The organism is Staphylococcus sp. NWU MK-U1 (genome assembly GCF_033283505.1).
In the GTDB taxonomy this organism is placed as follows: Bacteria; Bacillota; Bacilli; order Staphylococcales; family Staphylococcaceae; genus Staphylococcus; species Staphylococcus haemolyticus.
This window is the reverse complement of record NZ_JAVSMG010000003.1, coordinates 117,668-140,798: the sequence shown is the minus strand read 5'-3', so window position 1 is coordinate 140,798 and position 23,131 is coordinate 117,668. Positions and strand designations below refer to the sequence as shown.

The 23,131-nt window shown below is 31.0% G+C and carries 22 protein-coding genes and 1 riboswitch; of the genes, 2 read left to right on the top strand and 20 right to left on the bottom strand.

The window, feature by feature from the left end:
• Positions 1–61 precede the first annotated feature (61 nt).
• The 8 genes from SBL16_RS06215 to SBL16_RS06180 form a co-directional block, all read right to left on the bottom strand.
• Positions 62–1,255, bottom strand: coding sequence for a DUF4064 domain-containing protein (locus SBL16_RS06215; protein WP_107611266.1), 1,194 nt, complete (start codon positions 1,253–1,255; stop codon positions 62–64).
• An 89-nt stretch (positions 1,256–1,344) separates the two neighbouring features.
• Positions 1,345–1,761: an FtsX-like permease family protein gene (locus tag SBL16_RS06210; protein WP_317953281.1), complete on the bottom strand. Its 417-nt coding sequence runs from the start codon at positions 1,759–1,761 to the stop codon at positions 1,345–1,347.
• A 33-nt stretch (positions 1,762–1,794) separates the two neighbouring features.
• A complete protein-coding gene (locus SBL16_RS06205; RefSeq protein ID WP_317953279.1) occupies positions 1,795–3,246 on the bottom strand; it encodes an ABC transporter permease in 1,452 nt (483 codons plus the stop codon).
• Between the two features lie 91 nt (positions 3,247–3,337).
• Positions 3,338–4,087 (bottom strand): ABC transporter ATP-binding protein, encoded by a 750-nt coding sequence (locus tag SBL16_RS06200; protein WP_317953278.1) that lies wholly within the window; start codon positions 4,085–4,087, stop codon positions 3,338–3,340.
• A gap of 172 nt (positions 4,088–4,259) precedes the next feature.
• The gene (locus SBL16_RS06195) at positions 4,260–5,156 is read right to left on the bottom strand and encodes a sensor histidine kinase (RefSeq protein WP_107611263.1); all 897 of its coding nucleotides are present in this window, start codon (positions 5,154–5,156) and stop codon (positions 4,260–4,262) included.
• A gap of 2 nt (positions 5,157–5,158) precedes the next feature.
• Positions 5,159–5,827, bottom strand: coding sequence for a response regulator transcription factor (locus tag SBL16_RS06190; protein ID WP_107611262.1), 669 nt, complete (start codon positions 5,825–5,827; stop codon positions 5,159–5,161).
• A gap of 29 nt (positions 5,828–5,856) precedes the next feature.
• Positions 5,857–6,021: a hypothetical protein gene (locus SBL16_RS06185; RefSeq protein ID WP_011274729.1), complete on the bottom strand. Its 165-nt coding sequence runs from the start codon at positions 6,019–6,021 to the stop codon at positions 5,857–5,859.
• Positions 6,022–6,206: 185 nt separating this feature from the next.
• The gene (locus tag SBL16_RS06180; RefSeq protein ID WP_182477408.1) at positions 6,207–6,377 is read right to left on the bottom strand and encodes a hypothetical protein; all 171 of its coding nucleotides are present in this window, start codon (positions 6,375–6,377) and stop codon (positions 6,207–6,209) included.
• A gap of 72 nt (positions 6,378–6,449) precedes the next feature.
• Positions 6,450–6,550, bottom strand: a riboswitch (SAM riboswitch).
• Positions 6,551–6,775: 225 nt separating this feature from the next.
• Here SBL16_RS06180 and SBL16_RS06175 point away from each other — a divergent pair.
• Complete coding sequence (locus tag SBL16_RS06175) at positions 6,776–8,245, top strand: alkaline phosphatase (protein WP_107611261.1); 1,470 nt, start codon at positions 6,776–6,778, stop codon at positions 8,243–8,245.
• Positions 8,246–8,419: 174 nt separating this feature from the next.
• On the top strand, positions 8,420–9,346 hold the full coding sequence (locus SBL16_RS06170) for an NAD-dependent epimerase/dehydratase family protein (protein ID WP_107611260.1): 927 nt from the start codon (positions 8,420–8,422) through the stop codon (positions 9,344–9,346).
• A gap of 52 nt (positions 9,347–9,398) precedes the next feature.
• Here SBL16_RS06170 and SBL16_RS06165 read toward each other — a convergent pair whose 3' ends face one another.
• The 12 genes from SBL16_RS06165 to SBL16_RS06110 form a co-directional block, all read right to left on the bottom strand.
• Positions 9,399–10,343, bottom strand: coding sequence for an LCP family protein (locus SBL16_RS06165; RefSeq protein ID WP_107611301.1), 945 nt, complete (start codon positions 10,341–10,343; stop codon positions 9,399–9,401).
• 20 nt (positions 10,344–10,363) lie between these two features.
• Positions 10,364–11,494 carry a DegT/DnrJ/EryC1/StrS family aminotransferase gene (locus SBL16_RS06160; protein WP_107611259.1) on the bottom strand — a complete coding sequence of 377 codons (1,131 nt, stop codon included), beginning with the start codon at positions 11,492–11,494 and terminating at the stop codon, positions 10,364–10,366.
• A 6-nt stretch (positions 11,495–11,500) separates the two neighbouring features.
• Complete coding sequence (locus SBL16_RS06155) at positions 11,501–12,118, bottom strand: acetyltransferase (protein ID WP_107611258.1); 618 nt, start codon at positions 12,116–12,118, stop codon at positions 11,501–11,503.
• Positions 12,118–12,711 carry a sugar transferase gene (locus SBL16_RS06150; protein WP_107611257.1) on the bottom strand — a complete coding sequence of 198 codons (594 nt, stop codon included), beginning with the start codon at positions 12,709–12,711 and terminating at the stop codon, positions 12,118–12,120. The genes SBL16_RS06155 and SBL16_RS06150 overlap by 1 nt, the downstream gene beginning before the upstream one ends.
• A gap of 23 nt (positions 12,712–12,734) precedes the next feature.
• The gene (locus SBL16_RS06145) at positions 12,735–13,865 is read right to left on the bottom strand and encodes a glycosyltransferase family 4 protein (protein WP_107611256.1); all 1,131 of its coding nucleotides are present in this window, start codon (positions 13,863–13,865) and stop codon (positions 12,735–12,737) included.
• A 27-nt stretch (positions 13,866–13,892) separates the two neighbouring features.
• Entirely contained in the window at positions 13,893–15,164 is a 1,272-nt protein-coding gene (locus tag SBL16_RS06140) for a nucleotide sugar dehydrogenase (protein ID WP_317953269.1), read from the bottom strand.
• On the bottom strand, positions 15,157–16,521 hold the full coding sequence (locus SBL16_RS06135; protein ID WP_107611254.1) for a phenylacetate--CoA ligase family protein: 1,365 nt from the start codon (positions 16,519–16,521) through the stop codon (positions 15,157–15,159). The genes SBL16_RS06140 and SBL16_RS06135 overlap by 8 nt, the downstream gene beginning before the upstream one ends.
• Positions 16,522–16,532: 11 nt before the next feature.
• Positions 16,533–17,534, bottom strand: a complete 1,002-nt coding sequence (locus tag SBL16_RS06130; RefSeq protein ID WP_107611253.1) for an NAD-dependent epimerase — start codon at positions 17,532–17,534, stop codon at positions 16,533–16,535.
• A gap of 1 nt (position 17,535) precedes the next feature.
• Positions 17,536–18,696, bottom strand: coding sequence for a glycosyltransferase (locus tag SBL16_RS06125; RefSeq protein WP_107634667.1), 1,161 nt, complete (start codon positions 18,694–18,696; stop codon positions 17,536–17,538).
• Complete coding sequence (locus SBL16_RS06120) at positions 18,696–19,910, bottom strand: lipopolysaccharide biosynthesis protein (protein ID WP_107611250.1); 1,215 nt, start codon at positions 19,908–19,910, stop codon at positions 18,696–18,698. The genes SBL16_RS06125 and SBL16_RS06120 overlap by 1 nt, the downstream gene beginning before the upstream one ends.
• Entirely contained in the window at positions 19,894–21,192 is a 1,299-nt protein-coding gene (locus SBL16_RS06115; RefSeq protein ID WP_107611249.1) for a hypothetical protein, read from the bottom strand. Before SBL16_RS06115 ends, SBL16_RS06120 begins: the two co-directional genes overlap by 17 nt.
• A 114-nt stretch (positions 21,193–21,306) precedes the next feature.
• Positions 21,307–23,127 carry a polysaccharide biosynthesis protein gene (locus SBL16_RS06110; RefSeq protein ID WP_107611248.1) on the bottom strand — a complete coding sequence of 607 codons (1,821 nt, stop codon included), beginning with the start codon at positions 23,125–23,127 and terminating at the stop codon, positions 21,307–21,309.
• Positions 23,128–23,131: the final 4 nt, after the last annotated feature.

Here is a 23,131-nt window from a genome sequence, read left to right as displayed (position 1 = left end):
ACTTCTTTATTGCAATTAAAAAGAGCGAGACATTCGTCTCACTCTTTAAACGACTCAAATTTTAATATTTATATGGGTCGTTATCTTTTTTATCTTTCAATTTGTCCGCTTCATCACGTACAAAGTCGTTATCTTTATGATCATGTCGATCTTTATCAAAATCATTTAAATCTTTATGTGCTTCATCTTGATATCTATCACTACGAGAACCAAATTGACTACGTTCTTCATTGTCATGATTATGATTGTGCTCTTGATTTTGATTAAAATTATTGTCTTTACGGTCATCTGAAGACCAATCTACATCATTATGACGGTTAAAGTCTTCATTTGAACGATGTAAGTCATCACGACGATTAGACTCTTGATAATCATTACGCTCTAAATTAGAACGGTCACGGTTATTATTGTCATAACGATTGTTATCATTGTGATTTGAATGGTCATGACTACCATTATGAACATCATCATTAGAATAATGTTCTTTAATATCTCTTTGTTCCTTCGCTTTATCTTCTTCATCTAAGATAAACGCATTGTTTTGAGCGTTAACATCTTTATCATCATGATGATTGTCACGACGATTGTTATAGTCATTATCACGATCGTGTTCACGGTGTGCGTTATGATTGTGACGATTGTCATTAAACTCATTGTTGTGACGATCGTTATATCTGTCATCATGACGGTTATCACGATCATGATCACGTCGGTCATCATTTCTGTCATCATGACGGTTGTTATCATAATCATGGTTACGACTATTATTATGGTTATTATTGTCATAATAGCCATTAGCGTAATTATCTTTTTTCTTACCTTTTCTTACAAGTAGCATAATACCAGCTACGATCCAAAGAATAACACTAATCCAGTTAGACATTAATGCGATTAGACCTGCAATAATTAGTAAGATACCTGCAATTTTAGGTTTTTTACTAATTAAAATACCGCCAATAATTGCTAAAATTAGTGAAATTACAGCACCCCAAGTTAAGAAACTAAAGAAACTACCTAAAACATCAATACCTTGATTCAATTCTGAAGTAGATACTGAGTTACCTTGCTTTTGAGATTCACTAATCATTTGATCTTTAAAGTTACTATTTCCCATTAAAGGTTTAAGAACTAAGAACATGATTGCAACTAATGCTTGCAATACAACCCCTAACCAAGTAAGGATATGTTCGACTGTGCGTTTAATCTTGTTATTTTGTGTGTGATGTGATGTATAATCGTTTGTTTGATTAGCCATTTTTACGCCTCCTTTTTTTGTTGTATACCCTACAGATGATTAGGTTACACTTAATTTTTAAAAAGTATGGCAAATTTCTAATACTCGATTTAGTGATACCGATTAACAATCATGTAATAAATACGCGATGTAATCCAATACATTAAGGCATACATAGCAACAATCGAAATAATAACACCGACATAACTTGTCACAAACACACCAACATGATTAACATTCAGAATACCTAACACGTTATATATTATTTTTGAAGCAAAGATGACATGAATCGTTGCGACAATAATTGGCAATGCAAATATCCATATAATTTGTTTATTAATGGTATCTTTAATTCTGTCATTATCTATACCAACTTGTTGCATAATTTGATAGTTCTTACGATCCTCATATCCTTCTGCAACATTTTTATAGTACATCATTAGAAATGTGCCAATGAATAAAATGATAGACACTACCGTTCCAATAAAGATAAGTCCTCCATTAATTTCATATAATGTGCCCGCCACTTCTTTTTTATCATCAATACTCACTTTATAGCGTTACATTAATGTATTTTTCAACTTATCAAAGTCAGATGTATGCTTTGTCATGATATTAAAATGCATAAATGTATTTTGAACTTTCTGCGTGCCATGATGGTCGTTCTTATCAGCATTGACATAATAATTGGTTAATTGTTGGAATGTCTTATCATCTGGAGTAATAATAGTTAATGATCCTGGAACTGGATAGGAATAGTTATGACCATCTATTTGTTTAATATTAAATTTGTCCCCCATCATTGTTGCAGTTCTTAATTTTTTAAAAGGTTGATTTAAACTTTCAAATCCTAATTCCCCATGTTTCAACTTAACCTTCTTCGTGTTTAGCTCATTATAATCGTGTTGTGTCATAATCACGAGATAGGCACTATTAATCGTCATATTATAATCTTTATTATTGCGATGTTTAAATAATCCTGGTTGTTTGTAATCCACCGCAATCAGTGAAATTGCATTCTTTTTAAAGAAATCAACTTTAGCATGATCTTTAATATCACGTTCCAAATGACGTACTTTCTCCTGAGTCTTCTTATTATTGTGAAGATTTCCATCTATTGAAACTCTATATTGATCTGACATAATAGAATCGACCTGATCCGATATCCCTCGATAAGTTGATATCGTCATACCCACAGTAACAATTAGAAATGTACATAACATCGTGATGCTTGCAAGTCCAATCGCATTTGAATTCATCCTAGACTGCAATCCTGAAATGGTAAAAAAATATTTAGGATTATAATACAATTTAGGGATTCGTTTTAACCAATCTAATAGTAAAACGCCTAACGATAAATATAAGCAATATGTCCCAATCATAACCAAGCCAATTGCACCGAACAAATTATATAACGAGCGTAATACCATTTGATTAGAGAGCGCAATGTGATAACTGCTAAATAACGTAACAACCCCAATAACTAGTAAAACGTATAATACAAATTTGGGTAATTTTCTTTCAGCTCTTTGACGTTGATGTATTAATTTAATAGGACTTTGGAATAATATTTTTAAATTGTTAATCAAGAATAGAAATAACATCACCGCTGCTAAAATAATTAAAGTAATGCTCATCGCTTTCACATCAAAAGGATAATCCAATAGCGACATGCCCGTCTGATGCATTAATTTATTCATAAGCATAAAGATTAATACGCCAAAGAAATAGCCACCAGTTATACTGATAAGCGTAATTAAAACATATTGATATACCATCTCGATGAGCATAATCATCCGGAAATGTTTCTTCTCCATTCCAAGTATCATGTTCATCGCAAGTTCCTGTTGGCGACGTTTCATCATGAAGCGGTTGGCATATAAAATAAATATAAAACCCAAGACACTCATAAAGAAATTTCCCACACTAATAAATATAGGTAATAGCTGACTTCGCTTTTGGACGTAGTCATTCATATTTAAAGATAATAGAATAAATTCCGTTGCGAACATGATGCTCAATGCTAATATAAAGGGCATGATCACATGTCGCTGCATCTTGAAGTTTTGAGTGATCATCTTCCAGAGCATATGTATGGTCATGTTAGTCCCCACTTTCATTCAGAATAGCCAAACTATCAGCGATACGCTTTTGAAAATCTTGTTGCGATTCTTCTCCTCGGTAAATTTCATGATACAAACGTCCATCTTTAATAAATAATACTCGTTTAGCATAAGACGCATCGATAGTTGAATGTGTTACCATTAATATCGTTTGCGTATTATCATTAATTTCTCGAAATAGCGTCATGATTTGTTTCGAAGTCTTTGAATCGAGCGCACCGGTCGGCTCATCGGCGAGCAGTAAATCGGGTTCATTGATTAATTCTCGACCAATCGCAATTCGTTGTTGTTCACCACCAGAAACTTGATACGGATATTTAGAAAGTAATTTCTCAATACCTAATTTAGAACTTAGCGTATTCATACGCTGTTCCATTACTTTATGCGAGCGGTTAGCAAGCACAAGTGGCATTAAGATGTTATCTTGATTCGTCATAGTTGGTAAGACGTTGAAATCTTGAAAGACAAAGCCAAGGTTATCACGACGAAAATGCGCTATTTGCTTATTACGTAACTTGCGAATATCTTGATTGTTAATAGTGATGTTGCCTTCAGACACTTTATCAAACGTTGCAATTAAGTTTAATAAAGTGGATTTACCTGAACCCAACTCACCCATAATGGCTACAAATTCTCCCTTATAAACAGTAAATGAAATGCCATTCAGCGCAGTAGTCGCATTTAACCCTCTGCCAAATGTTTTCTTTACATTTTTGACGTCTAATAACATCACTTCAACCTCGCTTTCTTTAATTATTTTTTATCAATATGGTCACAATGCAGATGTAATCTAATAATTTAAGACCTCATTCCTTTTGTTATCTCTATCATAAAACAAAAAAATGCCAACAACATTGATAATTTCTTACAAATGTTGTTGGCTAGCTTACAATATTGAAAGTTTAATTATTTTTCGGGAAATAAATATTAAATGCCGTACCTTTGTTCAACTCAGACTGTACATCTACATGATGATGTAAATGTTGCGAGATATGTTTAACAATAAACAATCCAATGCCTGATGAATTAGCATTCAATCGACCATTATATCCTGAATAGCCTTTATCAAAGATCTTCGGTAAGTCAGCTTGACTAATACCGACGCCATTATCACGAATAGTTAATACATGCTGTTGTTGGTCAAACGTAATCCAAATGTCCTTACCTCGCGCATACTTCAATGCATTATTTAGAATCTGTTCAATCATTATTGAACACCATTGTGCATCAGTCAGAACTTCATCCTCACACCGTTCATAATGAATCTTTGTCTTCTGATCAATAAATTGAATAGAATATTTCATAATTAATGGACGGACAAGATCATTAATCTTCACTTTTGAAAAGGACATATCCGTTTCTTGATTCATTAATTTTAAATAACTTAACGCTAAACTTGTATAATTATCAATTTGAATAATTTCTTGACGCACTCGATTGACGACATTATCTTCATTACGCTCTAACAACAATTTAGATGCTGTAATAGGTGTCTTCATTTGATGAACCCATGTTAAAAAATAATTCTCCACATTAGCTTGATATTCAGTTTGATCACTTTTCACCTGTTGCAATTCATGCTCTAGTTCATGAATAGTGTCTCTCATCTGAACTTGTTCTCTAAACCCACTTAATTGAACTAACCAATAAATTATCATGATGAACAGCATTATTCCGGTACCCAATAGATACGCACTCAGTGGCAAATTAAATAGAAAGAAGATAAGTAAGAATAATAATATAAATGTGATGACTATACTGATTTCATTTAGTATTGATTTAATAAAAGCTTTCAGCATAATTAAGACACCTTATATCCAACATTCTTCTTAGTTTCAATTAAATCTATAACACCTATCGATTGTAATTTCTTACGCAATCGTGTCATATTGACTGCTAAAGTATTGTCATCTATAAAATTCTCTGACTCCCAACACTTTTCAATCAATGTGGTACGGCTGACATACTTACCTTCATTGCGGAACAACATATTTAAGATTTGTAATTCAGTAAAGGACAATTGAACCGATTCGCCTTCATGGTAAAGTGTTGCTTCATCTACAACAAGTTTGCAATCTTTCACAGTAATTTCATTATTAGACACTGCTAAATCATACGTTCTACGTAATAATGCTTGAATCTTAGTTACCGTTAACGATAAATTAAATGGTTTCTCGATAAAATCATCGCCGCCCATTTGAATTGCCATAATTTGATCCATATTATCGGTTCTTGAACTAATAAACATAATCGGCACATTAGAAGTCTTACGTATCTCCTGACACCAGTGATAGCCATTGAATGTCGGTAGATTGATATCGAGCAACACGAGTTGTGGTTGATTTGCATTAAATACGTCGATAATATTATCAAATTGTTTAGCCACGATGACCTCATAATTCCATTTCGATAACTCTTGCTCTAAACTTTCTGCAATGACAAAATCATCTTCCACGATGAATACTTTCATATTGCTCACCTTTCATTACTAATGATTTATTAAGCTTTGTGGTCGTCGTCATATTCAGGATTTGAAACTTTATTCTTTTCCTTTTCAAATTCTGCTTCTTTTTGTTCAGTTTTCTTTTTACGTTTACGTTCTTCCATTATTGATAATGCGATAAATCCAATGATGAGTAGTGGTGATAACATTACAAATATCATCCATTGAACACCTCTATATTTTATATTTGATTGATACATCGTCTTAGTCTTCATTTTACAACTTTACTTATAAAATGAACATCAAAAAACTGAAGCGATACCGAAATAATGACTATTTCAACGTACCGCTTCAATCATAATAAAGATTATAAATTTAATTGCGACTCATAAGTACAGATTAGACATTACTTTTTATTTAAGATGTAAGTTCTAATATCTTCTATTGAAATACTGTCATATATTTGTGCTTTGACATCTCCTATCTTAGCTACTCTCAACATACTTCCACCATAGCTCTTTGGAGAATATTGCTCCCAATAGTCTAATTGTTCAAATAGCTCTTTCAATGTTTCCATAAAATTTACCACCTTTTCTAAATTTGGGTAAATAAAATAGCCCTCCTTAAATAAGAAGCGCTCACGGACATCTTCTTATCTTTCAGGAACTCCTGTTGGATTTAGCACCTCACGTCAAACGCAGTTGCTGGAGTTTCATAGGGCCAATTCCCTCCACTCACTCTTAATAAGACGAACTATTTTATTTATTGATATTTTAACTCACTTTTAACAATTATAAAAGTAAAACGTTTACAACATATGGTAAAACTAAATATAAAATAAATTCTATTCATTAATAATTGTTTACAATTACTTTACTTAAAAATAACTTTATACTAACTGAAAATCAAATTAAATTTCTTAATATGAATAGTGTAACAACTACACAATATACATATTAGGGGGCTTTTTTAAAAATGAGTTTCATCAAAAAATTTGGTAAAACGACAGTAGCAAGTTCAATCTTAGCTGCATCTGTATTAGGGACAACACACGTGTCATTGGCGTCAGGTTCTGGCGAAGGTAACCAAGGCCAACAAGGACAAGATGGAGATTACATGGCCATTGGTAACACAAAGAATCCGAAAAACGTTATCTTCATGGTCGGCGATGGAATGGGTAAGTCGCATACATCTGCATATCGTCACTTTGCAGATAATCCTGATACTAAAGAAGTTGAAAAAACATCATTTGACAAATACTTAACAGGTGCACACCAAACACATAACGATGATGAGAAAGAAAACATCACTGACTCAGCCGCTGCTGGTACAGCATTGAGTACTGGACACAAAACATATAATGGTGCCATCGGTGTAGACACTAACAAAAACACATTAAAAACGGTGTTAGAACAAGCTAAAGAAAATGGTAAATCAACAGGATTAGTTTCAACTGCAGAAATTACTGACGCAACTCCAGCCGTATATGCATCACACGTTGATGATCGTGGTAAGAAAGACGAAATCGCGCAACAATTCTATAATGATAAAATCAATGGTGAACATAAAGTAGATGTATTATTAGGTGGCGGTTCTAAATACTTTGGTAAAGATAATGGTAATTTAACGGATAAATTCCAAAAAGATGGTTATGATTACGTAACAAATAAAGATGAACTTGCTAATTCACAAAGTGATCAAGTATTAGGTTTATTCTCTGAAAAAGATATGCCGTTACAAATTGATTCTTCAGCTGATGAACCTAAATTAGCTGATATGCAAGACGCAGCATTAGACAAATTAGAAAAGAATCAAAACGGTTTCTTCTTAATGGTTGAAGGTGCATCAATTGATAAAGCTGCACACCCAAATGACATTACAGGTGTTATGTCAGAAATGTCTAGTTTCGATCAATCATTCCAAAAAGCAATGGAATATGCTGAAACTCATAAAGATACATTAGTCGTTGCAACAGCTGACCATGCTACTGGTGGTTTATCAATGGGTTCAGGTGGCGAATATGTTTGGAAACCAGAAGCAATTCGTAATATGAAACACTCTGGTTCATATATGACTAAACAAATTGCAGATGGCAAAGATCCTGAAAAAGTAATCGACGAAGGTTATGGTATCGAATTCCCTTCTAAACAAATGGATAAAGTTAAAGACGCTACTAAAGAATTAAAAGACGCTCAAGATAAAGCTAAAAGTGATGACGATGAAAATGTAGCAAAAGCAACAACGAAATTACAAGATGCGATTCAAAAACCAATCGATGAAGCATCACATACTGGTTGGACAACTTATGGACATACTGGTGAAGACGTAGACATTTATGCTCAAGGCCCAGGTTCAGATAAATTCCGTGGAAACATTGATAACACTGATAACGCTAAAAACATTTTTGATTTCTTTAGCGGTGATGTCACTTCAAATCAAAATTAATAATAATTAAACTAAATTTGGCATACTAAATAAAGTATCCTCAGTCGAAAAAACTGTGGATACTTTATTTTAATTAACTACGGATTCTGTATTTAATTATTAGTTGTATATCATATAATATTTTGTAGTATAATGTAAATGTTATATAAAATAACTAGTTATTAGGAGGCATATATGAAAGCGCTAATTACTGGGGGAGCAGGATTCATTGGTTCTCACATAGCTAAAAAATTTATAGACAACGATATAAATGTTCACGTCGTAGATAATTTATCTACTGGTAAGATTGAAAATATTGATTTTCTAAAAAAAGAGTGTTTTTTCCAACGTGATATTAACGACTTAGAGTATATGACAGAGTTATTAAAAAAAGAACAATATGATTATGTTCTTCATTTAGCCGCTATGGTAAGTGTAGTAGAAACTATAGATAAACCTTTTCAATCAAATGAAGATAACATAACTTCAACTATCAATTTATTAGAATCTATACATAAGTATGTTCCAAATATAAAAAAGTTTTTCTTCGCTTCCTCTGCTGCTGTTTATGGGCGACTAGAAGACCTACCAAAAACTATTGAATCCAAAGTTGATCCTTTATCGCCATATGCTGTTCAGAAATATGCAAGCGAAAGGTACTCAAAAATCTATCATGATCTATATAATGTCCCAACTGTATCAATGAGATTTTTTAACATTTATGGGCCTAAACAAAATCCTAATTCAGACTATTCAGGGGTATTATCAATATTAAATAAAAAATTTAGTAATAAAGAAAACTTCACCTTCTTTGGAGACGGTGAACAGACAAGAGATTTTGTTTATATCAAAGATTTAGTAGAGGCGGTATGGCTAGTAATACATAATGAAGACAGCAATGGTAAAGTTTATAATTTAGGTACTGGTAGCCAAAGTACTCTAAATGAAATCTTTAAAATTTTTGAAAAGAACTTTGGATATTCTATTCCTTATGAATATAAAGAAGAAAGACTCGGAGATATTAAATACTCTTATGCAGAAATTTCTCCTTTAAAAGAACTAGGGTTTATCCCCTCATACTCAATAGAAGATGGCGTTTCAGAATACTTAAATTCAAAATAATATAGATTAAAAGCACTCCAACAATATTTAATCGTTGAAGTGCTTCTTATTATTAACTAAGATTTAAGTTTTCTTTTAATTTCTGTTTTACTTCATTTAAGCTATTTTTATCAGGATAGAAGTAATACAAGTTGTCATCGCCAAGCGCATTTTGACCATTGATTGTTAAACGTTCAACATTGTCTTGTGCTTTATCATAATCAGATTTGAAGCGATTTAACTGCACGAAACTTAAGTCTGTTTTCAAGTTATCTTGAGCTGCTTTAAAAATACCATTCAATTTTGTTACTGAATTAACAGAGAACGCCTCTTTAGCGGCTGCTGTAATGACTTGTTGTTGTCGTAATTGACGACCTTCATCGCCGCCAGCACCATCTTCCTTACGACTACGCATGTACGCTAAGGCTTCTTTACCGTCCATGTGATACTTTTTACCTTTTTCGAAATGGAATGGTGTTTGTGACTTAGTAGTAAATGTACCATTACTAGTTATATCTACTCCTCCTAATTCATCAACAACTGTTTTAACACCATCCATATTAATAGCTATATAATGATCCACTGGTACACTCATTAAATTTTCCAATGAATTTACAGCCATTTTTGGACCACCATAGGCATAAGCGTGGTTGATTTTTTCGGTAGTTCCATGTCCAACAATTTTAGTTCGTGTATCACGGGGTACACTTACCATTACAGTTTTTTTATCGTCAGGGTTAATTGACATTAATACAATAGAGTCACTACGTTGACCGAGATTTTCTTGTTGTCTCTCTGCATCATCATCTATACCATAAAGTACAACTGTCATGGGATCCCCTTCTTTAGCAGCCTTATGTCTTAATTGCGAATGCTCCCTATCTAAAGATTCGTTAATCGAATTATTTAATGAATGTAATTTCGTAAAGATAAAAATAGCTGCAGCAATAATAAGGACTAATAAAACAATCAGAATTGTTATAATTACTTTAAAAGTAGTTGATTTCTTTTTTTTCATAATCATTGATCACTCATTTTTTATAGACTTTTAATAATTTCAATCACTCGATCTTGTTGTGCATCTGTCATATCAGAACCTGATGGTAAGCATACACCATGATTAAATAAATATGCGCCATTATCATTTCCACTCATTATATAGTCATAAGATTCAAAGAATGGTTGAAGGTGCATTGGTTTCCAAACAGGACGCGCTTCAATATTATTTTGTTGTAAAGCATCAATTAAATCTAATGCGCTAAATCCTGTTTTACTTTCGTCAATTGTTAATGCAGTTAACCAACGATTTGATTTCGAATCAGGTAATTCTGGTTGGAAGTCAAAACCTTCAATACTACTAAATGCTGCATTATATTTATCGAATATTTCACGGCGACGTTGTATACGCTGATCTAATACTTCCATTTGTCCTCTTCCAATGCCAGCAGAAATATTACTCAAACGATAATTATACCCTAGCTCACTATGTTGATAATGAAGTGCCTTATCTCTCGCTTGAGTAGATACGAAAAGAGCATGTGCAATATGTTCTTCATCATTTGAAATAAGCATTCCACCACCACTTGTAGTTATGATTTTATTCCCATTAAATGAGAAGATACCATAGTTTCCGAAAGTACCGCTTTTTTGTCCTTTATAAATTGCACCTAATGATTCAGCTGCATCTTCAACTAAAGTAGTTTTATACTCATCGCAAATCGCTTTAATTTCATCCATCTTAGCTGATTGACCATATAAATTAACTGATACAACTGCTTTGGGTTTGATTCCTTTTTCGGCATACTTCTCAAATGCTTTACGTAAAGCATTTGGTGACATGTTCCATGAATCCATTTCTGAATCAATGAAGACAGGGATAGCACCTTGATAAATAATAGGGTTAGCTGAAGCACTAAACGTTAAAGAACTACAGAAAACAATATCGTCTTTTTGAACACCACTTTCAATTAAAGCTAAATGAATAGCAGAAGTTCCGCTACCAACTGCAACTGCTGCGTTAACTCCTACATAATTTTTAATACTATTCTCAAACTCTGTAACATTTTCACCTAATGGTGCAATCCAGTTTTTGTCGAATGCATCATGTATGTAATCTAACTCCGTACCACCCATATGTGGTCTAGATAAGAATATTCTTTCTTCTTCCATTTATATTCACTCCTTAATTTTGGCTGGGCTTCCTACTGCTAATTTATTATCTTCAATATTCGATATAACTGTAGATCCTGCACCAACCATGCAATTAGTTCCAATATTTATACACGGAATAATTGTAGAACCTGCTCCTATTTGAGTGTATGAGCCAACGGTAACGCCCCCAGTTAATGTTGAATTTGGAGAAATATGTACAAAATCGTTGATATTAATATCGTGACCTACACTTGCCAATGTGTTAATAATACATTGATTACCAATATTAGTACTGGCATTTATAACCGCGTTACCCATAACAACTGTACCTTTACCAATATTTACGTTTGATCCAATTACAACCGAAGGATGAATTAAAGTTACATATTTTTCATCATGTAAATTCAATGTATCATAAATCTTTTTTCTAATTTTATTATCGCCTATAGCAATAAAGAAATAATAATCTTCTATATATTGTTTAAAATTATCAATATCATCAAATATTAATCCATTAGCAACTTCTCTTTTATCATATTTCTGATCTAAGTAACCGCAAAGCTTATAATTATCAGATAATCCTATAATGTCTGCTATAACTTTAGAATGTCCGCCGCTTCCTACTAATATCACTTTTTGCATTAATTATTTCCCTCAAATCTTTTCATTGAAACTGTCTCACTAGAATTAATATCTTTCCTTTTTAAGACCTTTAAAATAGTTTTAAACAGTATATATAAATCTAACTTTATAGATTGATTTTGAACATACAATACATCTAATTTAAATTTTTGTTCCCACGAGATAGTATTTCTACCATTTATTTGAGCCCATCCTGTTATACCAGGTTTAACATCATGACGCTTCTTTTGTTCATCATTATATAGAGGTAAGTATTCCATCAATAAAGGTCTAGGACCAACTAAACTTATATCTCCTTTTAGAACATTTATAAGTTGTGGGATTTCGTCAATACTTGTTTTTCTTACTAATCTACCAAAATCTGTCATTCTTTCAGAATTAGGAAGTAAATTCCCTTTCTCGTCCCGTTCGTCAGTCATTGTTCTAAATTTGTATATTTCAAAGGGCTTTCCATTTATTCCTGGTCGTGTTTGCTTAAACAATACAGGTTTGCCTAATTTTTTTGAAATTAATACTGCAGTTGTTAAAGTTATAGGAGCAGATATAACCAAACCAGTAGCACTGACTACTATATCAAGTATTCGTTTTATCATTTTATAATCTCCTTTTGATTAGATTAAACTGGAAGATTTTGTTTATATATTGTTTCTAGATGTTTCCAAACAACTTCATTTGTAAATTTTTCTTCTACTCTGATTCTACCTTTTTTACCCATTTCTTTTTTTAAGTCAGGATGATTAATTAAATATTCGACTTTTTCAGCTAGTCCTTTAACGTCGCCAACATCTACTAAAAATCCTGTTTCATTATCTTCAATTGTATCAATTGCTCCAGTAGCTCGTGTAGTAATAACTGGAACTTTTACAGCTTGTGCTTCTAGGCTAACGTTAGCAAACCCTTCTCTATACGTTGGAGAAACTAATACGTCCATATGGTTAAAATAATTGACTGGTTGTGAAACATGACCTGCCAATATAACATCGTTATTATCTACTAAATATTGATAATCTGAGGCACTAATGGAATCGTCTTTCTCTGGATTACCTAATAGCAAAAGTTTAACCTTTAAGTTCTTAGCTTGAAGCATTTTAAACATTTCAACTACTTCTTTAATACCTTTATCTTTTACAATTCTTCCTACAAACCCTATGACGAAGTGTCCTGAAAGTTGTTCTTGCAATTCATTTGGAATAGTGTTGAATTTCTTATCAAACTTTTCAAGATTGATTCCATTAGAACTACCATAACCTAAAACTTTTATTTTGCTTTTATTAGCCAATTTTAATTCTACAATTTTAGATTTTAAGCTTTCAGATACAGCGATTATATCTGTAGAACAATACATTGCTAACTTTTCCATTGCATAAAGAATTTTATACTTAGGCCCTGAAACAGTTTCTAATCTCAGTCCTCGAACAGTATAAATACGGACGGGTCTACGTGTTATAAAAGCTGCAAGTGTACCAATTAAACCAGCTTTAGGTGTGCCTGAATTGACAATATAAGGTTTTTCCTTTTTGAAGAGTTTAACCATATTGATTAATGATTTTAAGTCATTTTTCAAAGATATTTCCCTTTCCATGTTTATTGCATGTGTAATATCAGAAGAATACGTATTTTGTTCCGGTCCTTCAGAAGATACAACATGGACATCTAAACCTTTATCTCTCAAATATTCAATTTGACCTTTCATCAAATTGATACTCTTAGCAACCGTCACTAGATGAAATATTTTTTTGTTCGTCATACTATCACCTTGTCTATATAGAAATTTTTACAATCTCCATAAGCTTTTGTTTCCAATTTCGTCATTTTCGATTATACCTTTAATATCTAATACCATACCGTTATCTTTCACAAGTTTTAAATAATCTTGCTTATTTTCAACGTACTCTTTGTGCGCAACTGCAAATACTATTGCATCTGCTTGAGGTAATTCATTTTGATCTTCTAAGTTTAGATTGTAAAATCTTTGTGCTTCTTCTTTATCTGCTTCAACATCATTAACATGAACGTCTAAACCGTAGTCTTTTAATTTTTTGATGATATTAATTACTTTTGTATTTCTTAAATCTGGACAATTTTCTTTAAATGTTAAACCTAATACATTCACTGTTGCCCCTTGAACTTCTAAACCTTGTTTTAGTAAGCCTTTAATGACATTAGAGGCAATAAATTTAGACATATTATCATTAATACGACGTCCTGCTAAAATCACTTCTGGATGATGACCAACTTCTTGAGCTTTATGAGTTAAATAATATGGATCTACTCCGATACAGTGTCCACCAACTAAGCCTGGCTTGAAGTTTAAGAAGTTCCATTTTGTACCTGAAGCACGTAAAACTTCATTCGTGTCGATATCTAATTTATCAAAAATTAATGCCAATTCATTCATTAAAGCGATATTTACATCACGTTGTGTATTTTCAATCACTTTAGCTGCTTCAGCTACTTTAATTGATGATGCTTTATGCACACCTGCAGTAACTACAGAACCATATACGTCAGCAACGATGTCTAATACTTCTGGTGTTTGTCCTGAAACAACTTTAGTTATCGTTTCAAATGTATGCACTTTATCGCCTGGATTAATTCTTTCTGGTGAATAACCAACAAAGAAATCTTTACCACAAGTTAAGCCTGATTCTCTTTCTAATATTGGAACACAATCTTCTTCTGTTGCGCCTGGATATACAGTTGATTCATATACAACGATGGCATCAGGCGTTAACACTTGACCCACCGTTTCACTCGCTTTAAGTAGTGGTGTTAAGTCTGGCTTATTATTTTTATCAATTGGTGTTGGAACTGCTACAATAATGAAGTCAGCCTTTTTCAAATCTTCTGAATTAGAAGTGAAATTAATATGTGTTGCTTTTAGATCTTCAGATGTCACTTCATTTGTTCTATCATGATTTTCTTTTAACTCTTTGATTCTATTTTCATTAATATCAAAACCAATGACTTCATGTTTTTTTCCAAAAGTGACTGCTACTGGTAAACCTACATATCCTAAACCTACAACAGCTATTTTTCTATTCATTTTTTATTTCTCCTTTATTTAGATTGTTAATGATAAATCTTTTTTTTCCTCTATTCGTTTTTTCAATTTCATCAACAAAATAAATATTAAAATTGACTTCATTACCTACTCTATCTTTTAGCTCTTTTTTTAAAGTACTAATAACTCTATCTTTATCAAAATTATCATCGCTCATAACTAATTTAACCTCAATTTCTTCAAGTTTATTTTGAATGAATTGAGATTCAACTAACTTAGTTCCAACCATTTTAACCGCACTAACTAAATTTACACTTGTAATTAATCTTTTATCTCTAGTTGTTATATAATCATTATTTCGACCAATTATTCGTTTGATTTTAATGTCTTTTTGTGTGTAATTTTTAGGCAATTCTTTGAATAATTCTACAGAATCCCCTATTTTATACCTAAAAATTGGAGTTGTCGTAGTATAAAAGCCAGTCACAATCAGTTCATATATTTTACCTTGTATTTGTTTAAGTTCAAAAACTCCTGTCATTGGACATATTTCTAAATTACCATTACTATTTTCCGTAATAAAAGGGGCTCCTTCTGAAGAGGCATATTGATTTCTTACAGGACAACCAAATGCTTTTTCAATATTACCTTTCATTTCATCTGTTAACGCTTCAGCAGTTGGAAAAATAGCAATCGGTTTAAATTTTAATGTAACCTTATTTTTCAAGATATATTTAGCTATTCTATGCAGGACACTAGGATAACCATCTAAAGTTTCTGGTTTAAAGTCATTTAATTTATTAACATAAAATTTAAGGTTTTCTTCATTAACATGATAAGCAGAGAAAAGTAACTGGTTTAGAGGTTCATTAAACCTCCAAAATATTTTCTTTTTTTGTTTATTAGGGATTATTTTTTTCCCACCAATACTTACTCTACGCATACCTTTTTTTACGCCATGTTGCTCTTTAAAAAAGTCAAGATATGCTATTTTTCGAGACATATCATAACTATCTGAATAAAATTTCAAACTTTTTCCAGTTGATCCGCCAGTTGCCGCTTTAATTAAATTTGTTTTGTTCTTAGTGATGATTTTATCTATATTCTGTCTTATATCTTCTTTGGTTAAAATTGGAAATTTGTTTAATTCACTTAAGATAATTATCTCACCATAAGTTTCTAATCTTTCATTAAAAAAAGGGCTGTTGTTTTTTATATATTCATAAAATTCTTGTAGTCTTTTTTCTTGTAGTTCAAAAGGGTTTTTGCACTCTTTTAAAATTTCAAGTTCATTATAGTAATGCTTGGTATATCTTTGTTTTTCAAACAACTTACCTTTCACCGAAACCATAATATTTTGAAATGGTATTGGAGAGTGATTATAAATAAATTCAAGCATAGTTACAACTCCTATTTGTAATATTTTAAATACCAATCTATAAATTTATTTACGCCATCTTGTATAGATGTTTGTGGTTTGAAATCAATATTTTTGAATAAGTCATCTACATTCGCATATGTTTCTGGTACATCTCCAGGTTGTAAATCCATATAATTTTTCTTCGCTGTTTTACCAAGTTTATTCTCAATTGCTTCTACGAATTCCATTAGACGAACTGGACTGTTATTACCAATATTATAGATTTTATAAGGTGCGTATGAAGAACTTGGATCTGGGTTAGCACCAGACCATTCAGGATTTGGTTGAGCCGGTTTTTGAATTAAGCGACTAATTGCTTCTACAATATCATCAACATACGTGAAATCACGCATCATGTTTCCGTGATTATATACATCAATTGTTTCATCATTTACTACTGCTTTAGTGAATTTAAATAATGCCATGTCAGGTCTGCCCCACGGGCCATAAACTGTGAAGAAACGTAAACCTGTTGTTGGTAAATTATAAAGATGGCTATAAGTATGCGCCATAAGTTCGTTTGATTTTTTAGTGGCAGCATATAAGCTTAACGGATGATCAATATTATCTGAAGTTTTAAATGGCTTATTTGTATTTGCCCCATAGACTGAACTTGAAGAAGCATAAATTAAATGTTTTACTTCATGGTGACGGCAACCTTCTAAGATGTTCATAAATCCAACAATATTTGAGTCAATGTATGCTCTTGGATTTTCCAAACTATATCTTACGCCCGCTTGGGCAGCTAAATTGACTACAACCTCTGGTTTTTCATCTTCAAAAATTTGATTCACTTTTTCATAATCTTCTAAGTCTGTTTTATAAAAAATAAAGTGATCTTTACCAATTGATTTCAATCTATCTTCTTTTAATTCTATAGAGTAATAGTCATTAATGTTATCGATTCCTATTACCTCATAACCTTGATTAATTAATTTCTTTGCTAATGTTGAACCAATAAATCCTGCAACACCTGTAATTAAAATTTTCATTTTAATCCTCCATAACTTTTCTATAATAACTTAATGAGTCATATCTTTTTTGCTCTATATTATTCAAATCAAATTTATTAACTAATTGTTTATTTAATTTTATATTCTTATCTTTTATAGATGGATCAATAATAATACTTTCAATTAAATTAGCAAGCTTTTCAAAATCATTTTTCTCAAATAAAAATTCTTTTGAAACTATTTCGCTATTACCACCTACATTAGAAGCTAGAGCACAAACATTCAAACATACACTTTCAACCAATGATCTACATAAGCCCTCAGTTTTACTTGGTTGAATATAACAATCTAAATTAACAAACCAGTTGTTTAAAAATCCTCTATCATATATTACTCCAAAATAATTCACATTTTCGTTTAGTTCTAACTGATTTATTAATTCTTGTAAATTTTGACTCATTCCTTGACCTACCAAATCAATTTTAATGTTATAACCTTTGTCTACCAAGATTTTCAAAGCTCTCATAGCTACTTCATGACCTTTATATTTAGTGAATGTCGATCCTATTAAACCTAATTTAAAATAATCATTACTAATTTTATGAGTATTATTTGTACTTACTTTTACTACATCTGTTAATCCATTAAAACTTTTTCCGTTTGTTGGATACTTTGATTGTAAATATTCTCTAGTTACATAAGTAGCGACGGTAGCATTTTTCAACACAAATTTCTGCAACATATCCATTGGAAATGCTAATATCTTGCCACTTAAAGAACCATGATATTTATAAGCATTTAGTGGATCGCCTACAACTTCCACCATGTATGGGACCTTTAACTTTTTACACAATAGTGCAGTTAAAAATCCTAATATACTTGGAACTCTAACTAATACTGCATCAGATACTTTGATAGCTTTAACAATTTCACTTAAAATAACTTTACGATTCTTGATTAAACCTGGTATGTTTTTAAAACCCTTTTTAAATTCTTTGATTGGATAAAAATTAACGTGGTTTCCACTCGATAAGGTCTTACCTTGCGTATCTATGATGCTTTTATATCTAGAGATTATATTTATTTCATCAAATACATTTAAATATCGCTTCCAAAGTGAATAAGAAAAACCAGTCGAATAATAATTTGTGGTATTAACTTCATGTTCCACAGGAAAATCATGTACAAATAATAATTTCATTAATCATTCTCCATTCTAGATAATTTATAATTTACAATAATGTATCTAATCAACGCTTGAACAAATGTAATAATAACAATTGCCCAAGCAGCCCCCAGTAAACCAAAGTTAATTATTGAAATAAACGAAACTATAATTGATACTATCAATGTTGTAATTGAAACAATTAATTGAAAGTTATAAATTTTTAACGCCATCAAAGCTGTATCATACATCCACGTTAGAAAATTAAAAATTATTGATATCGAGATTATTACTAGAATAGAACTGTGACGTGCATATGCTTCTCCGTATACAAGGTTAATAAAAAATTTTCCAAAAAAATAAGTACTTAATATACTTACTCCACCTAAAACAAGCGCTGCTAACAGGGAATTTTGGTTTACAAACTTTTTCACTTTTTCAAAATTATTATTTGCTACATCTCTTTTAACAGATACAATAAAATTTTGTGATAATGCGTTCATAAATATACCTATTATAGTAAGTAGATAACTTATAGATGCAAATATACCTACTGCTTCCAAAGACAAATATTTTTCAATTACATATCTAGGTATCAATATATTATATGAATTTAATAGTTGTACTATCCCTAAAGGCAAGCCTGCTACGAATATACTAAATATAATTTTTTTATCTGATTTAATATAGTTACTCTCATTTATTCGTTTTTGAGCTTGATTTTCAATTAACAATAGCCATACAATTTGAGCTATTATCTGACAAAAAATACTTATATAAAGATTCTCAGTTAAAACAATACTTATTCCAAATAAAGTGATAATTAATGAATTTTTACCTATCATCATTAAACTTATTACTTTAAAATCTTCAGATTTTTGTAAAATACCATACAATAAGTCTGATCGTAAATCTAGAACTTTACTGATAGATATTAATAATGTAATTAATAAGTAATCTCTTAAAAAGATTACCGTAATCAAAATGATTATAACCGTACATAAAGCATCTAATATTAAACGTAATTTTTTTAAGTCTTTAAAATAAAGGTCATCTTCTACTACATACCTCAATCGCAACCTCATATTAGCAAAAAGCATTACCGGAGATGTCAATGCTATAGCGAAAGTATAGTATCCTACCATTTCTGGATTAGTAAACCTCACGATTAATATTAACAATAACCATTTAATAAATGCTCCAATCATATTCCCTACGAAAGTATATGCAATGTTAATTATTTTCTTCATTTTTTTGTACAACCTTATTATTTATATAGTAAACAATTAAAAATAATGGAAGATAAGTAGTTAATTCATTCATAAAAATATTACCGTTTTGAGCCATAACAAAGCCTAATCTTCCACATATTAATGAAAAAACAAAGAATAATTCAAGTCTATTCTTCTCAATTATCAATTTAGTAAAATATGTAGCTATAAAAATAAATATTAATCCTAAAATTGGAGAAAGTAATGTTCCTAAGTACAAGTGTCCTTGGCTTATCATAGGAATAATCTGAGAAACTAGGTTACTTTGAAAAATCCTCACGTTATATAGATCTACACTATTAATAAAATCAAAGTTTTTTACCAATAAATTTGGACCAATGGCAGAACGTAATATATCCAAAAACATATAAAATATCCCCCCATTTGATGTCTGTATATCCAACCCTATTGCTACATCGTAAATACCCGCTAAGTAAACTTGTAAAGTATTAGTGATATCAATTAATTTATTTGCACCATCAGTTGCCGTAGAAGTGTTTCTAAAAGCTAATAAACTACCTAATAAAGTAGGTAATACCATTACCATTATAAGGACAAAAGATATTGCTAATTTTCGATATAAGTATAGTAAAACCAATATTGTAACACTAAAATTCAATAAAAATGATGCTCTATTAGCTCCGATGAATATCATACTATTTATTAAAGAAACTAATGCTACTAAAATAAATGATAATAAATAATGTTTATCTTTAAGTTTCACTACTATCCATCTGATTATAATAAAGTATATTAATAACCTAGCAACGCTTAAGAACATAATTCCAATTAAAGATAACGTATTTAAAGAGTCTAAAGACGAATAATTAGAATTAATAGTTATAAAAGAGAAAAAGCTTAAAGAATTAGGAGACATCCCTACGATTAAACATGTTAATAGTATAAATATCCAATAGATAATATTTGATTTTTGGAATTGTATTATTTTTTTAAACTGATTTTTAATTAACCAATTATGAAAAAAGTAAATTCCGAAACTATATATAAAAATTTCATATATCATCAATAAAATTGCATTATTAAACTGTTCTGGAGACGGTGGATACTCAGAAACTCCTAAATACCATGACGACTTAAATACTAATAATGATAGGATATTGTATCTTAGAAATGATACAGCTAGATAAATAGCTAAGAAAAAACTAATTCCATGTTTATTTAGTGTTTTTCTTATAATCAGCCAATATGAAAAGATAAAAGCTAAGGGTAGTAAATACATATTTTCATACCCTTTTAACATGTCTCCTCTATTAAAAAACAAATAAATTGAAATACTTAAAGATGAAAATGTAAATATGGTTATTAAAATTAAATTTAATTTTGATGATTTATACAACTTGTATCACCTACTGTACTAATTATTTTCAGTAGAGAAATGTTCATTAGCATAATCAATGATTAATTGCTTGTCGAAATGAGTATTTAATTTATCTATAATTTTTTTTACTTCCTCTTCACTCATTTCTTTAACTTTTCCTCTATATATTTTTTCGTATACTTGTTCTGGATGTATTTCGTTTTCATTTAATAATTCTTCATACATTTTTTCACCTGGTCGAATACCACTAAATTTAATTTGAATTTCATCTTCAGTTTTACCGCTAAGTCTAATTAAATTTCGAGCTAAATCAACTATCTTAACTGGTTCTCCCATATCTAAAACAAAGACTTCTCCACCCTGAGCCAACGCTCCAGCTTGTAAAACCAATCGTGAGGCTTCTGGAATTGTCATGAAGTATCTTGTCATATCTGGATGTGTAACAGTTACTGGACCGCCCGCTGCAATTTGTTTTTTAAATAATGGAATTACTGATCCACGAGAACCTAAAACATTACCAAATCTTACAGCAACAAAATTTGTTACACTATTTTCATCATTAAGGCTTTGTACTACCATTTCTGCTATACGCTTAGACGCTCCCATTACATTTGGTGGATTAACTGCTTTATCTGTTGATACCATAACGAACTTTCTTACTCCAGCTTTTTTGGCTGCAACTGCAGTATTTCTAGTACCTAACACATTATTTTTAAATGCTTCTATTGGATTATATTCCATTAATGGCACATGTTTATGTGCTGCTGCGTGATAAACTGCATATGGTTTATATGTATTCATTATTTCTTCCATTCTAGCTGCATTTTGTACATCAGCGATAATAGGAATAATTTCTATTTTATCCTTGTAAATTGCATTTAATTCTTGGTGAATGAGATATATACTATTTTCTCCATGGCCTAGCAACAATATACGTTCTGGTTCAAATTTACAAACCTGTCTACAAATTTCAGAACCAATAGAACCACCTGCTCCAGTGACCATAACTGTTTTATGCGTAAGTTCTTTAGAAATCATAGCCATATCTAATTCCACTGGTTCACGTCCAAGTAAATCTTCAACTTCTACTCGTTTTAATTGATTTACTTCCAATTCACCAGCAAGAACTTGCTCGATACTAGGCATTTTAAATAATTCAATTCCTGTACTGTTACAAATATTGTTTATTTCTTTAAGACGGTCTGGTTTAAGTGTAGGAATAGCAATGATAATTCGCTTTATTCGATATCTATTTACTAAATTGGGAATATCATCTATTGTTCCTTGAACTTTAACACCCTCTGTAATTGTAAGTTTTCTCTTTTGGGGGTCATCATCAACTGCCAATACTGGCTCAAGACCCATTTCCGGACTTCTTAACATTTGACGAATTAAAAGTGATCCACCACGACCAGCACCTACAATTAAAGTTGGTTTTTTCTTTTGCTTTTTACCAACTACGAAACCTCTAGTTACTCTCCATGAGATTCTTGATCCACCTATAAGTATTAGATGCATCATCCAAGTAATTAAATATAATCTGAAGAATGGTGGATGTGCAGTAAATATTGGAACTAAAATCATTGTAGCTATAATTGAACATGTAACTGACTCTACAATTAATAAAAGTTCGTTAACACTAGCGTACTCCCAAGCTCGATGATATAAGTTAAATATATATGCAAATACATGATGTGAAATTAATAAAACAATTGAATTAACAATCAATAAATTACGTGAATAACCTTCAAAAAATGGTTGTAAAATGGTATAGCAGATAAAAACTGAAAAAGCTACTATTAATGAATCAATTATAATTAATATTAGAAGACGTCCTCTCGCGCTTAACTTATCCACACGT

Coding starts and splice junctions, on each gene's coding strand:
- SBL16_RS06215 (WP_107611266.1), bottom strand. CDS start 1,255: ATGGCTAATCAAACAAACGATTATACATCACATCACACACAAAATAAC.
- SBL16_RS06205 (WP_317953279.1), bottom strand. CDS start 3,246: ATGTTCGCAACGGAATTTATTCTATTATCTTTAAATATGAATGACTAC.
- SBL16_RS06200 (WP_317953278.1), bottom strand. CDS start 4,087: ATGTTATTAGACGTCAAAAATGTAAAGAAAACATTTGGCAGAGGGTTA.
- SBL16_RS06195 (WP_107611263.1), bottom strand. CDS start 5,156: ATGCTGAAAGCTTTTATTAAATCAATACTAAATGAAATCAGTATAGTC.
- SBL16_RS06190 (WP_107611262.1), bottom strand. CDS start 5,827: ATGAAAGTATTCATCGTGGAAGATGATTTTGTCATTGCAGAAAGTTTA.
- SBL16_RS06185 (WP_011274729.1), bottom strand. CDS start 6,021: ATGATATTTGTAATGTTATCACCACTACTCATCATTGGATTTATCGCA.
- SBL16_RS06180 (WP_182477408.1), bottom strand. CDS start 6,377: ATGGAAACATTGAAAGAGCTATTTGAACAATTAGACTATTGGGAGCAA.
- SBL16_RS06175 (WP_107611261.1), top strand. CDS start 6,776: ATGAGTTTCATCAAAAAATTTGGTAAAACGACAGTAGCAAGTTCAATC.
- SBL16_RS06170 (WP_107611260.1), top strand. CDS start 8,420: ATGAAAGCGCTAATTACTGGGGGAGCAGGATTCATTGGTTCTCACATA.
- SBL16_RS06165 (WP_107611301.1), bottom strand. CDS start 10,343: ATGAAAAAAAAGAAATCAACTACTTTTAAAGTAATTATAACAATTCTG.
- SBL16_RS06160 (WP_107611259.1), bottom strand. CDS start 11,494: ATGGAAGAAGAAAGAATATTCTTATCTAGACCACATATGGGTGGTACG.
- SBL16_RS06155 (WP_107611258.1), bottom strand. CDS start 12,118: ATGCAAAAAGTGATATTAGTAGGAAGCGGCGGACATTCTAAAGTTATA.
- SBL16_RS06150 (WP_107611257.1), bottom strand. CDS start 12,711: ATGATAAAACGAATACTTGATATAGTAGTCAGTGCTACTGGTTTGGTT.
- SBL16_RS06145 (WP_107611256.1), bottom strand. CDS start 13,865: ATGACGAACAAAAAAATATTTCATCTAGTGACGGTTGCTAAGAGTATC.
- SBL16_RS06140 (WP_317953269.1), bottom strand. CDS start 15,164: ATGAATAGAAAAATAGCTGTTGTAGGTTTAGGATATGTAGGTTTACCA.
- SBL16_RS06135 (WP_107611254.1), bottom strand. CDS start 16,521: ATGCTTGAATTTATTTATAATCACTCTCCAATACCATTTCAAAATATT.
- SBL16_RS06130 (WP_107611253.1), bottom strand. CDS start 17,534: ATGAAAATTTTAATTACAGGTGTTGCAGGATTTATTGGTTCAACATTA.
- SBL16_RS06125 (WP_107634667.1), bottom strand. CDS start 18,696: ATGAAATTATTATTTGTACATGATTTTCCTGTGGAACATGAAGTTAAT.
- SBL16_RS06120 (WP_107611250.1), bottom strand. CDS start 19,910: ATGAAGAAAATAATTAACATTGCATATACTTTCGTAGGGAATATGATT.
- SBL16_RS06115 (WP_107611249.1), bottom strand. CDS start 21,192: ATGTTAAAAGGGTATGAAAATATGTATTTACTACCCTTAGCTTTTATC.